The sequence below is a fragment of the Streptomyces sp. NBC_00078 genome, from assembly GCF_026343335.1.
Taxonomy (GTDB): Bacteria; Actinomycetota; Actinomycetes; order Streptomycetales; family Streptomycetaceae; genus Streptomyces.
The window spans coordinates 4,943,520-4,955,698 of the sequence record NZ_JAPELX010000001.1; the positions used below are offsets into that span (position 1 = coordinate 4,943,520).

Genomic DNA, 12,179 nt, shown 5'->3' on the forward strand with positions numbered 1-12,179 from the left:
GCAGTTGTCGCGTCAGGGCCTGGTGATGCGGTCGCGGAGTCGGGCGTGGCGGAACTGGTAGACGGCGCCTGCCTGGCGCAGGACGCCCCTGCGGTGGGCATCCTCCAGGAAGGCGCCCGGGTTTCGGGGCAGTCGGCCGGTCAGCGGCAGCCAGATGCGGGCGAGGGTCACCCAGTGGCCCAAGGCGGTGAGGCCGAGGCCGAATGCGAGGCCAAGCCCGAGGCCGCCCATGGTGGTGAAGATCAGCCAGTCCACGAACTGGCCGTTGAGTCCGTAGAAGAGCCCTCCCACGAGCCCGAACACCAGCGTGCTCACGAGCGATCGATGGAGCATCGTTCTGCGGTCGGTCTTCAGGAGGTCGGAGGGGCTGACCGCGGAACTGACCGGGATCGGGACGGCGAGTTCGACCGCCAGGCCGTACACGAGCCCGACCACGAGGCCGTATCCGAGTCCGCTCCTGAGTCCGAATTCGAGTGAGTCCATCAGCAGGGACGTGAATCCGCCCGGGGTTCCCAGCGCGAGCCCGAACGCGAGCGTGTCCACGAACCAGAACGCGAACCCGACCCCGAACCCGGCCGCGAGCCCGATCGCCAGCCGGGGCGCGATCCGCTCACGGAACTCCCTCATGCCGTCCGCGAACCGCAGGGGCTCGTCCGACGGCTCACTCGCTCCGCCCGCGTAGGCGAATCCCAGGAGCAACCCGCTGACGAGACCGCCGATGACGCCGTTCAGCAGCCCGTACAGGAGCAGCGCCATGGGGGTCGACCCCGACAAAAGCCCGACCACGAGCGCGTTCACGAGCCAGGACACGAACCCGAATCCGAACCCGCCCGTGAACCCGGCCGACAGGCGCGGGAGATACGTCTTGCGAGACCGAGTCCTCCTGCCGAGGATCCGCATGCGCACGCGCGACGGTTCGCGTGCCGCACCCCCGTCCAGGAGTCCGTACGCCAGCCCGAAGGCCAGGCCCGACACCAGCCCGAAGACGGCCCCGTTCGCGAGTCCGATCAGGAGCCCGTCCAGGGGACCGTACGGCCACACGAACCAGGCCAGGGACCAGGCCACGAGCGCGTCCATGCCCCCGAAGACCAGTCCGGTCACCAGCCCGACGACGGCCATGCGCACCGGGCGGCGCAGGGTGCTGCCCAGCTGCCACCACTTGAGGTCGGTCGTGTCGAGCAGTTCGAGGTGGTGGGCGAGGTGGGCGAGCCAGTCCTGGACACGTTCGCGCTGGGCGAGGGGCCTGTCGCGGTAAACGGTCGGCACGAAGCTGTCGAGGAGATGGTTCTCCAGGGCTTCGGTGGTCGGGAACAGGTCGGTGAGCAGGTCGCGTGGGTCGTGGTCGGGGACGTCGCTGTAGACGGTGCGGGCGAGGGCGACCATCAGGGGAGTCCTCAGGGCCGTGGCCGCCGGGCCTTCGGGGTCGGCACGCAGGCGTTGCAGGACCTCGTTCCACTCGGTTGTCCTGGCGCCCGCGCCCGTGTACGGCAGGTATGTCTCCAGGTCGTCCAGGGAGAGTGTCTCCAGTTCGATCGTCGCGGCGGACAGAACGCCACCGGATTCGGGATACCCGTCGTCGCGACTGGTCAGCAGCAGCGGCATCCTGGAGCTGGCGGTATCGCTGAGATTGACCAGGGCGGACGGCCGCAGACCTTCGGCGATCTCGTCGAAGCCGTCCAGGACGGGCAGGATGCGGCCGTGGCCGACCAGTGCCGCGGCCAGCGTCGAGTTGCCGGGGCCGTCCGCCGCCAGACCGGGGTGGTCGCGCTTCAGCTGTGCGGCCAGCCAGTCCCGCAGGGGCGTTTCAGGGTCCCAGGAGCCGAGGCTGAAGATCACGGGTACGACGGCGACACGGGTATCGGGGGACCCCAGCATCTCCAGCACGAACCGTATGGCCAGGGCCGACTTGCCCGATCCCGCCCGGCCCAGCACCACCAGCCGTCCGGTGGGCACCTGGTCGTAGAGATCCGCGATCCCCCGCAACTCCCCGGTCGGTGGCAGCGGTTCGTCGTCCCTTGAGCGACAGACCGTCCGCCAACGGACCGGCAGCGAGTCCGGCGCCCACAGCCGCTGCCGTTCCGATTCCTTCCACCACTGCTCGCGCAGCGCCTGGGCGAGTTCGGCCGCGGCATCGTCCAGGGCGATCGTGGTGCTGGAGCGCGGGGGATGGGTGATGTTGATGGTGGTGTCGCGGATGTCCCGGCCCATGAAGACCGGGCCGTGCGCGACGCCGGAGAACTCGCCGTGCACGTCGCCCGGCCCGGTCACGGGTGCTGCAGCCGCTTCATGATCAGGCCCACGAAGTCGTTCATGTCGGCCTGCAGGCACGGGTCCTGGGCGTGTTCGCCGGTGCATCCCTTGGCCCAGGTGCTGCCGTTTCCGTAGTCCGCGAAGCGGTACGGGATCCCCGCCGCCCTCAGGTTGGCAGCGGTCGACAAGGCTGCCTGCCGGACCGCCTTCTCGCTCAGGGCCAGGATGTCCTGGTTCGGGTCGAGGGTCAGTGAGCCGCCGTCGCCCGCGTACATCGCGACGCCCATACCGCGCAGCTTCGCGACGTGCTGGGCGGGGCTCACCTTGTTCCACACCCCGTCAAGGGGCCAGACCGGCGGCCCGAAGACCGCGTCGGGGGCGGCGATCGGGCTGCCGAAGCCCGGCAGCAGCTCGCTGCCGGTGACGGCGGCGCGCATCACCGGATCCCGCATGTCGAGGTCGCCGGAGAAACTGCCCACGTAGCTGAACAGTTCGGGCCGGTCCTCGGCGTAGTGGAAGGCGCCGAAGCCTCCCATCGAGTGGCCGGTGATCGCCCGGCCCAGCCGGGTGGGGACGGTCCTCAGGTTGGCGTCGATGAACGGGATCACCTGGTCGAGGTGGAAGGTCTCCCAGTTCTGGGAGCCCCGTGAGCCGGGCTTCACCCAGTTCGTGTACCAGCCGCGGCCGGCGCCGTTCGGCGTGACGGTGATCAGCGGGACGTCCTTCGTCGCGCCCTCGGCCATGGCCATGTACCGGGTGCTGTTCGGGGGTTCGCCGGCTCCGTGCAGGTCGTACAGCACGGGGTAGCGGGTGCGCGCGGCGCCGTCGTATCCCCTCGGCAGGGTGACCATGACGACGTGCTCGCCGGAGACCTGGCCGGACATCGCGTCGTAGACCGGGACCTGGGTGGACTTCACGGTGAGGACGAAGGTGCGGTGGTTGTCGTCCGCCCATTTCGGCTGGCTGACGACGGTGAGGCCGTGGCCGCTCGCGAAGTGCGGTGCTGCTGTCGTGGCGGAAGCGGAAGCGGAGGCGGAGGCCGCTGTGGTGACGGACTGGGCGGGCGGTGCGAAGAACAGGCCCATGAGGGCGGCGAGGCCGAGGACTACGGGGGTGCGGCTGCGTAAGACGGCCTTGGACAGGGTCTGCATACGACGTCTCCCGTTGTGCGGGCAGGCCAGGCCGAAGCTCTCACCGGCGTGGTGTGCCGGGAGCACCGGCAGCGCGAGGTGGTGCGGTGCGGTGCTGCCGTGACGGGCCTGACGTGGACCTCAGATGGTGCGGCGGTCTGCCATGTTGAGTCAACTGCCTTGTGTGACAAGGAAGTTGAGGTGTGGTGAGGAAATCGTCGACGGATGGACACCGGCGTTCTTCTGGCGGTCAATGGGAGAGGGGCAACATCCGAGCCCGGAGGTGTTTCGTGGAAACGATCACGGTGGGACTGCTCATGGCCTTCGCGGGCAGTACGGCGAGTGCGGCGGGCCAGCAGGCGTGGCAGTCGCTGCGCGGTCTGGTGACGGGGCGCTCGGAGGAGGACGGGGGCGAAGCGACCGGCGGGCGGCGGGAGTTGGCGGCCCTGGACGAGCAGCCGGACAGCGTGGAGCGTGCCCGGGCGTTGGCGCATGCGCTGGCGGTGCGAGCCGAGCGGGATCGCGAGTTCGCGCGGCGGTTGCAGGTGTGGTGGCAGGAGGCCGGGGCGGCGCGCGGCGAGCAGACCGGCGCGGGCGACGTGCACATCGACTTCTCCGGTACCGCGCACGGCCCGGTCGTCATGGGCCGGGACTTCCACGGAACGATCAACCTCGGCTGAGCCGGTAGCGGGGCCACGCCACCGCTACCGGCCCTTCGTACGGAGCCGCCGCCGGCCCCACCAGCCGGCCCCCAGCACCCCCGCGCCCACGGCCAGAGACACCGCGACCACCCGCAGCGGGCCCACGGCGCCGGTGCCGTCGGTCTCGGCGGCGGCCGGGGAGGCGGTGCCGCCGGGTGTGCCGGGGTGCGAGGCCGGCGTCGTACCGCCGGGTGAGCTCGCGGGGGCCCCGCCCTTTGCCGAAACGGAATCCGGTGCCGAACCCGACGCCGAACTCGATGCAGGCCCCGAACCCGAACCCGACCCCGAACCCGTTGCCGGCCGAGACTCCGACGTGCCCGAGTCGCCGGCCCCGGGCCTCGGTGCCTTTACCGTCCCCGGGGCACTCGGCTCAGCCGCCGCCGTGCGGATCGTGAACGCCGCCGCTTGCCCGTCCTGCCCGGAGTTCAGGTCGCACGGCGCGTCGATGTCGCCCATCGGCTTGCCGCCGTTCGCGTCCCGGGGCGTGAGGTGCAGGTCGATGTGGCCGAAGACGAGCTTTGCCCCGCCCGCCTTGCCGAAGGTGAGCGAGGGCAGGGTCCCGCTCGCCCGGACGGTCAGATCGCCGGACTCCGGGACCGCGGTCCTGGGCACCTCGAAGGTCACGTTGACGGGTTTGTCGCCCCCGGGTGCTGCCGCGACGGCCCGGACGTCCGCCGTGCCTTCGACGGTGGTCGCCCCGATCAACCGGAGCGATCCGCTGACGTTCCCGCCTACTGTCGCCGTCGCGTCGAGAGCTGAGCGGGGGGCGGCCCGGCCGACCACGTAGGCGGGAGGGGCGGGCCACGCGACCGACGCCGTCATCGGCTTGTCCCCAATGTAGGGGAAGCCGCAGGTGTAGTGCACAGAGTGCGGAGCCGGGGCCGCTGTGGCGGACCCGGCTCCGACGAGACCGGCACTTCCGAGAAGAGCAACTGCCGTGACGTACCGGGCGACGCGCCGCCGTGAGCCGGCGGAGGCTAAGTCAGCGACCATGCTTCGCAGGCTACGAAGACCGCCCCGCGGGCACCAGAGGAGCGCCGGAGCCCTTACGGCTCCCACGTATCCTCTACGGCATTTTCGCCCAACTCGCCTACGCCTACCGCTCCTTCGTCTCCTCCAGCACCGTCCGCCCCAGCAGCGCGTACCGCTCGGGGGCGCGCCGTTTCAGGTACTGGGCGTAGCCGACACCCGTCGCCGCGACCAGCGCCACCAGCCAGGGCGTCGCCTTCAGTACCAGTGAACCGGACTCCGCTCCGGCCGCGACGCTCATGTTGGACACCAGCAGGACGACCACGGCGAGCATCGCGATGCCGCCGACCAGCGGAGCGGTGAAGGTCCTGAACCAGTGCCGGCTCTCGGGGTGGTGGGTGCGGAAGTAGACCAGCACGGCGAACGAGCACACCGCCTGCACGATGAGGATCGCCATCGTGCCGAGGATGGCCAGCAGCACGTAGAGGGCGTTGTACGGGTCCTTGCCCGCGGCCCAGAACGCGCCGATCAGGACGGCCGAGACGATCGTCTGGACCAGGCCCGCGATGTGCGGGGAGCCGTGCCGGGCGTGGGTGCGGCCGACCGTGTTCTTCAGGGACGGCAGGACGCCCTCGCGGCCCAGCGCGTACATGTAGCGGGCCGCGCAGTTGTGGAAGGCCATGCCGCAGGCCAGCGAGCCGGTGATCATCAGCCACTGCATCACGTCGACCGCCCAGTGGCCGACGTAGTGCTCGGTCGGGTTGAAGAACATGGCGAGCGGGTTCGCCGACGAGGCCGCCTTCACGGCTTCCGCCTCGCCGTTGCCGATGATGGCCATCCAGGAGACGAAGACGTAGAAGACGCCGACGCCGAGGACCGAGACCATCGTCGCCTTGGGGATGATCTTCTTCGGGTCGCGGGACTCCTCGCCGTACATGGCCGTCGACTCGAAGCCGACCCACGACCAGAAGGCGAAGAAGAGGCCGAGGCCGGCGGACGTGCCCTTGAAGGCGTTGACCGGGTTGACCGGGGCGAAGGTGAAGCCGTGCGGGCCGCCGCCGTGCAGGGCGACCGAGATCGCCATCGCGGCGAGGACCGTGACCTCGGTGGCGAGCAGGACGACGAGGAGCTTCTCGGCGACCGAGACGCCGAACCAGGTGCCCATCGCGTTGACGGCGAGCATCAGGATCGCGAACGCCCACCACGGGACGTCGAGTCCCGTCTGGTCCTTGAGGGTTGTGGTGGCGAAGGTCGAGAAGATGCCGATGAGCGCCGGCTCGAAGACGGCGTACGCGAAGGTGGCCAGCATTCCCGATGCCAGTCCGACGGTGCGGCCGAGGCCGTAGGAGATGAAGCCGTAGAAGGCGCCGGTGGACGTGATGTGCTTCGCCATCGAGGTGAAGCCGACGGAAAAGATTGCCAGGACGACCATTGCGACGAGATAGCTCGCCGGGGCGCCGATGCCGTTGCCGGACGACACCATGAAGGGCACGTTGCCCGTCATCGCGGTGATCGGCGCGGCGGTCGCGACGGCCATGAAGACGACGCCCAGCAGGCCTACGGCATTGGGCTTCAGCCGGTGAACGGTGCCGTCCTCGCTTGTGCTCGCCGCTGGGGCGACTCCCTCGTCCACTGCCATCGGGCTGGCCCCTCTCCTGCTGGTCGGCTGGTGCGCTGAACCGGAACTCTGTAGGCCGAATGAGTCGAGCAAGGGTCTCGGGGCGTTAAATGTTTGTCAACCAGACCTTTAGAAATCTGGCGGCAATACGTGGCTCGTACGGTCGCCGGCATGAGCTATACGTCCACCCTCGGCGGCGAGCGCCACCGCTTCGACTCCCTCGCGCGCCTGCTCGCCGCCGCGAGCCCCGAACGCTCCGGCGACCGGCTGGCCGGCCTCGCCGCCGACAGCGCCCGGGAGCGCGTGGCGGCGCGCTGGGCCCTGGCGGAGGTGCCGCTCGCGACCTTCCTGGCCGAGCCGGTCGTCCCGTACGAGACCGACGACGTGACCCGGCTGATCCTGGACACGCACGACGCCGCGGCCTTCGCGCCAGTGGCCGGGATGACGGTCGGCGAGTTCCGGGAGTGGCTGCTGTCCGCGGACACCGAGTCCCTGGCCCCGGTGGCGCCCGGCCTCACCCCGGAGATGGTGGCGGCCGTGTCCAAGCTGATGGGCAACGCCGACCTGGTGGCCGTGGCCCGCAAGGTGCGGGTGGTGACGGCGTTCCGCTCGACGATCGGCCTGCCGGGCCGGCTGGCGACCCGCCTTCAGCCCAACCACCCGACGGACGACCCGGCGGGAGTCGCCGCCGCGTTGCTCGACGGCCTGCTGCTGGGCTCCGGCGACGCGGTGATCGGCATCAACCCGGCGACGGACAGCCCCAAGGCGGTACGGGATCTGCTGGAACTGCTGGACGGCGTGATCGGCCGGTACGCGATCCCCACCCAGTCGTGCGTCCTGTGCCACGTCACGACGAGCGTGGACCTGATGGAACGGGGCGCCCCGGTGGACCTGGTCTTCCAGTCCATCGCGGGCACGCAGGCCGCGAACGCGTCCTTCGGGGTGACGCTGGGCCTGCTGGACGAGGCGTACGAGGCCGCGCTGGCGCTGGAACGGGGGACCGCCGGCCGCAACGTCATGTACTTCGAGACCGGGCAGGGCAGCGCCCTGTCGGCGGACGCGCACCACGGGGTGGACCAGCAGACGGTGGAGGCGCGGGCGTACGCGGTGGCCCGCCGCTACGAACCGCTGCTCGTGAACACGGTGGTGGGCTTCATCGGCCCCGAGTACCTCTACGACGGCCGCCAGATCCTCCGGGCCGCCCTCGAGGACCACTTCTGCGGCAAGCTGCTCGGCCTGCCCATGGGCCTGGACATCTGCTACACCAACCACGCGGACGCCGATGACGACGACGTCGCGACCATGCTGACCATGCTCGGCGTCGCGGGCGCGTCCTTCGTGATCTGCACGCCGGGCGGCGACGACATCATGCTGAACTACCAATCGGCCTCGTACCACGACGCGTTGTACCTGCGCGAGGTGCTCGGACTGCGCCCGGCCCCGGAGTTCGAGGCGTGGCTGGAGTCGATCGGGCTGCTGGACGAACGGGGTGCCATCCGGGACACGTCGTCCGACACGGCTCATCCCCTGACGGCGATCGGAAGGGAACTGGCGGCATGACGGACCGTCAAGTAGCAGTGCCGACGGAGGACTTGGCGCTGTGGGCCGCGATGCGCCGGCACACCCAGGCCCGCATCGGCCTCGGCCGCGCGGGCACGGCCCTGCCCACCCGGCACCGGCTGGAACTCCAGACGGCGCACGCGGCGGCCCGGGACGCGGTGCACTCGCCGTTCGCCCCGGACGAGGTGGCGGCGGGGCTGACGGGGATGCCGACGGTGCGGGTGCGCAGTGCGGCCGGCGACCGGCTCACCTACCTCCAGCGTCCCGACCTGGGCCGCCGCCTGCACCCCACGGACCGGGCGCACCTTCCCGCCGGTGACTGGGACGTCGTCTTCGTCGTCGCCGACGGGCTGTCCAGCCGGGCGGTGCACGAGCATGCGGCGGCGATGGTGCGGGAGACGGCGGCGCGGCTTTCGGGGTGGAGCATCGCGCCGGTGGTGCTGGCCGAACAGGCCCGCGTGGCCCTCGGCGACGACATCGCCGACGCGATGGGAGCGGCGATGGTGGTCGTCCTGGTCGGCGAACGTCCCGGGATGTCGGCGGCGGACTCCCTGGGCGCGTACCTGACCTACCGGCCGGCGCCGGGCGTGACGACGGACGCCGACCGCAACTGCCTGAGCAACATCAGGCCGCCGCTGGGGCTCACGTACGAGGTGGCGGCGGGGAAGTTGGCGGGGTTGATGGGGAGGGGGCGGGAGTTGGGGGTCACGGGGGTGGGGCTGAAGGACGAATCCGATCACGAGTGCGTGAGCGACCGGCTACGCTGAGTTGCGGCTGGTCTGCATCCGCGGGAGGGCGCATCATGACGTTGATGACTGAGCGACCGACGACAAGCGGCACCGAGCCCCACGGCTTCGAGGATCTGCTGGACACCCTCGACGAGTTGGATGTGCCCGGCTACAGGGCCGAGATCATCAGGGGGAGCATCGTCCTGTCGCCGTGGTCGAAGGGGTATTACCAGGACGCAATGGAGCTGATCTGTGATCAGCTGCGGCCGCATCTCCCTGAAGGGCACCGCGTCAGCGTCGGCCCGTTTCTCTACGTTTTCCCGGGGGATGAGCGTGCATACGGACCGGACATCCACGTGGCGTCCCGACAAGCGTTCAGGACAACCAGCAACCGCCTGGACGGAGAGGCCCTCTCGTTCGTCGCTGAGCTGACCTCCACTTCTACCCGCGACGACGATCTGACTGACAAGGTCCGTGTCTACGGCAGGGCAGGTGTCCCGGTCTACCTCGTCCTCGACATGCAGGAAGAGCAGGCCACCGTGTTCTGGACGCCCTCGGCCAAGGGCTACGAGTCGCACTGCACGAGGCCTTTCGGTGAGAAGCTCCCGATGCCCGCGCCGTTCAACTGCACCCTCGACACCTCCGGTTTCCAGGCCCCGGAAGAGGAGGAGAGGAACCGGACGTGACCTGACGGCTCACGATGATGACGGCACCGTAAGCCCCCAAGCCCCCTCCCAGACCGTCCAGGTCCGTCTCCGTACCGGCCCCCACACCCCCGCATCGGCCCGGTACCGGAAGTCCGCCCCGGACACGCTCACCAGCCGCCCCTGAGCCCGTACCGGCGAAGCCTCCGCGCCCACCGACAGCGGGCGTACCTCGATCTCCGCCAGCCCCGCCTCCCCGGGCGTCACCGACACGGCCTCCACCGGCTGGTCCAGGTCCACCAGCGTGACCCCGTCGACCTCCACCCGCAGCCGGGCGGGCCGGGGCCCGGGGACCGTGGTCTCGCGGGCGGGCACCAGAGTTCGCACGAGGGACTGCGCCGTGCGCAGCCATGGGCGCGCCGCCTCCAGTGACGGTGCCTGCGCCTGCGGGGTCAGCGGGGGAATCCGCAGTGCGCCGAGCACCACCCCGTCGCTGTCGTCCACCAGCAGGTCCAGCCGCCGCTCCACCCCTTCGAGCACGGCCCTCGCCGCCGCGACCGCCCCCATGGGCACCCCCAGCGACCGCGCCACCGACAGCGCGCTGCCCACCGGCACCATCGACAGCGCACATCCGGCCAGCTCCCGCCGGCGGTGCAGGAGGGAGACCGCACGCACCAGCGCACGGTCGTCGCCCACCACCACCGGCCGGCGTGAGCCCCTCCGGGCCAGCGCCCGGGCGAACTCCTCCGGCCCGTCCGGCAGGCACACCTTCGCCTGCGCACCCGCGCTGAGCACGTCTTTTGCGATGCGTACCGACTCCCCGTCCGTCCGTCGGGCCACCGGATCGATGACCACCAGCAGCTGATCGGAAGTCGCGGAAGTGGCCACCTCGGTCCTGCCTCGCTTCCTCGGGTAGCATCTTTGTGCAAGAGCCCCTTGCGCTATTGCGCCAGGGGCTTCGTCTATTCCGGGGCATCCGGTCCGACGGTTTGCGGCCAACGACGGTCGCGGTGCACGCGGCGGTGAACCTTACGCGTACGCCCCTGACCTTGGACATGCCCCGCCCGGAAGGGGTGTACGCGCGTGCCCGCACTTGTGCTGCTCGGTGCTCAGTGGGGTGACGAAGGCAAGGGAAAGGCGACGGACCTGCTAGGCGGATCCGTCGACTATGTGGTGCGCTACCAGGGCGGCAACAACGCCGGCCACACGGTAGTCGTGGGCGATCAGAAGTACGCCCTCCACCTGCTCCCTTCCGGAATCCTGTCTCCGGGGTGCACCCCGGTCATCGGCAACGGTGTCGTCGTCGACCCGTCGGTCCTGTTCTCCGAGCTGAACGGGCTGAACGAGCGTGGCGTCGACACGTCCAAGCTCCTGATCAGCGGTAACGCTCACATCATCACGCCCTACAACGTGACGGTGGACAAGGTGACGGAACGCTTCCTCGGGAAGCGGAAGATCGGGACCACCGGGCGAGGCATCGGCCCGACCTACGCGGACAAGATCAACCGCGTTGGCATCCGGGTCCAGGACCTCTACGACGAGTCGATCCTCACCCAGAAGGTCGAGGCGGCCCTCGACATCAAGAACCAGGTCCTCACCAAGCTCTACAACCGGCGCGCGATCGCGATCGAGCAGGTGGTCGAGGAGCTGCTGACCTACGCCGAGCGGCTCGCGCCGTACGTCGCCGACACGGTCCTGGTCCTCAACCAGGCCCTGGAGGACGACAAGGTGGTGCTGTTCGAGGGCGGCCAGGGCACGCTCCTGGACATCGACCACGGCACGTATCCGTTCGTGACCTCGTCGAACCCCACCGCGGGCGGCGCCTGCACCGGCGCCGGTGTCGGCCCGACGAAGATCAGCCGGGTCATCGGCATCCTCAAGGCCTACACCACCCGTGTCGGCTCGGGGCCCTTCCCGACCGAGCTGTTCGACGAGGACGGCGAGGCGCTGCGCCGTATCGGCGGCGAGCGGGGTGTGACGACCGGCCGTGACCGTCGTTGCGGCTGGTTCGACGCGGTGATCGCCCGTTACGCGACCCGCGTCAACGGCCTCACCGACTTCTTCCTCACCAAGCTCGACGTCCTCACCGGCTGGGAGCAGATCCCGGTCTGCGTGGCGTACGAGATCGACGGCAGGCGCGTCGAGGAGCTCCCGTACTCGCAGTCGGACTTCCACCACGCGAAGCCGGTCTACGAGAACCTGCCGGGCTGGTCCGAGGACATCACCGGAGCGAAGTCCTTCTCCGACCTGCCGAAGAACGCCCAGGACTACGTGAAGGCGCTGGAGGAGATGTCGGGCGCCCCCATCTCCGCCATCGGCGTGGGCCCGGGCCGGGACGAGACGATCGAGATCAACTCGTTCCTCTGACACGACGAGCAGCAGGAGCCGGCCCTTCGATGCGAGGGCCGACTCTCCGCGCTGCGGAGCCGCCCCGCCCGGGACGGCTCCGCAGCGCTGCTCACCGGGTGGCGGCTCAGTCGAGCTGGGTGACCACCGCACTGCCGCCGGGTGCCGTCGCGTCCGCGGGTGGCAGTGCCGTCGGACAGAGGCGGACGTCGCTGAGGCGGCCGTTCGCGATA

General features: G+C 70.2%; 10 protein-coding genes. 5 read left to right on the forward strand and 5 right to left on the reverse strand.

Features of this window, described 5'->3' with window-relative positions:
* Positions 1-12: 12 nt before the first annotated feature.
* Positions 13-2,268, reverse strand: a complete 2,256-nt coding sequence (locus OOK07_RS23230) for an NACHT domain-containing protein (protein ID WP_266798229.1) — start codon at positions 2,266-2,268, stop codon at positions 13-15.
* A complete protein-coding gene (locus OOK07_RS23235; protein WP_266798230.1) occupies positions 2,265-3,401 on the reverse strand; it encodes an alpha/beta hydrolase in 1,137 nt (378 codons plus the stop codon). Before OOK07_RS23235 ends, OOK07_RS23230 begins: the two co-directional genes overlap by 4 nt.
* Before the next feature lie 269 nt (positions 3,402-3,670).
* Between OOK07_RS23235 and OOK07_RS23240 the strand changes: the two genes are divergently transcribed.
* A complete protein-coding gene (locus tag OOK07_RS23240) occupies positions 3,671-4,060 on the forward strand; it encodes a hypothetical protein (RefSeq protein ID WP_266798231.1) in 390 nt (129 codons plus the stop codon).
* Between the two features lie 24 nt (positions 4,061-4,084).
* Here OOK07_RS23240 and OOK07_RS23245 read toward each other — a convergent pair whose 3' ends face one another.
* Positions 4,085-5,074 (reverse strand): DUF6801 domain-containing protein, encoded by a 990-nt coding sequence (locus tag OOK07_RS23245; protein WP_323182981.1) that lies wholly within the window; start codon positions 5,072-5,074, stop codon positions 4,085-4,087.
* A 103-nt stretch (positions 5,075-5,177) separates the two neighbouring features.
* Complete coding sequence (locus OOK07_RS23250) at positions 5,178-6,689, reverse strand: APC family permease (protein WP_266798234.1); 1,512 nt, start codon at positions 6,687-6,689, stop codon at positions 5,178-5,180.
* Positions 6,690-6,839: 150 nt separating this feature from the next.
* On the opposite strand from OOK07_RS23250, the gene OOK07_RS23255 reads away from it, so the two are divergent.
* Genes OOK07_RS23255 through OOK07_RS23265 form a run of 3 tightly spaced genes read left to right on the forward strand, consistent with a single transcriptional unit; the run spans position 6,840 to position 9,642 of the window.
* Entirely contained in the window at positions 6,840-8,228 is a 1,389-nt protein-coding gene (locus OOK07_RS23255) for an ethanolamine ammonia-lyase subunit EutB (protein WP_266682701.1), read from the forward strand.
* The gene (eutC, locus tag OOK07_RS23260) at positions 8,225-8,995 is read left to right on the forward strand and encodes an ethanolamine ammonia-lyase subunit EutC (protein ID WP_266798236.1); all 771 of its coding nucleotides are present in this window, start codon (positions 8,225-8,227) and stop codon (positions 8,993-8,995) included. The genes OOK07_RS23255 and eutC overlap by 4 nt, the downstream gene beginning before the upstream one ends.
* Before the next feature lie 35 nt (positions 8,996-9,030).
* Positions 9,031-9,642 (forward strand): Uma2 family endonuclease, encoded by a 612-nt coding sequence (locus OOK07_RS23265; protein ID WP_266798237.1) that lies wholly within the window; start codon positions 9,031-9,033, stop codon positions 9,640-9,642.
* Between the two features lie 9 nt (positions 9,643-9,651).
* On the opposite strand, the gene OOK07_RS23270 is transcribed toward OOK07_RS23265, so the two are convergent.
* Entirely contained in the window at positions 9,652-10,488 is an 837-nt protein-coding gene (locus OOK07_RS23270; protein ID WP_266682704.1) for a diacylglycerol kinase family protein, read from the reverse strand.
* A 195-nt stretch (positions 10,489-10,683) separates the two neighbouring features.
* Here OOK07_RS23270 and OOK07_RS23275 point away from each other — a divergent pair, with 195 nt between their 5' ends.
* On the forward strand, positions 10,684-11,967 hold the full coding sequence (locus OOK07_RS23275) for an adenylosuccinate synthase (RefSeq protein ID WP_266682705.1): 1,284 nt from the start codon (positions 10,684-10,686) through the stop codon (positions 11,965-11,967).
* The last annotated feature ends 212 nt before the right edge of the window (positions 11,968-12,179 follow it).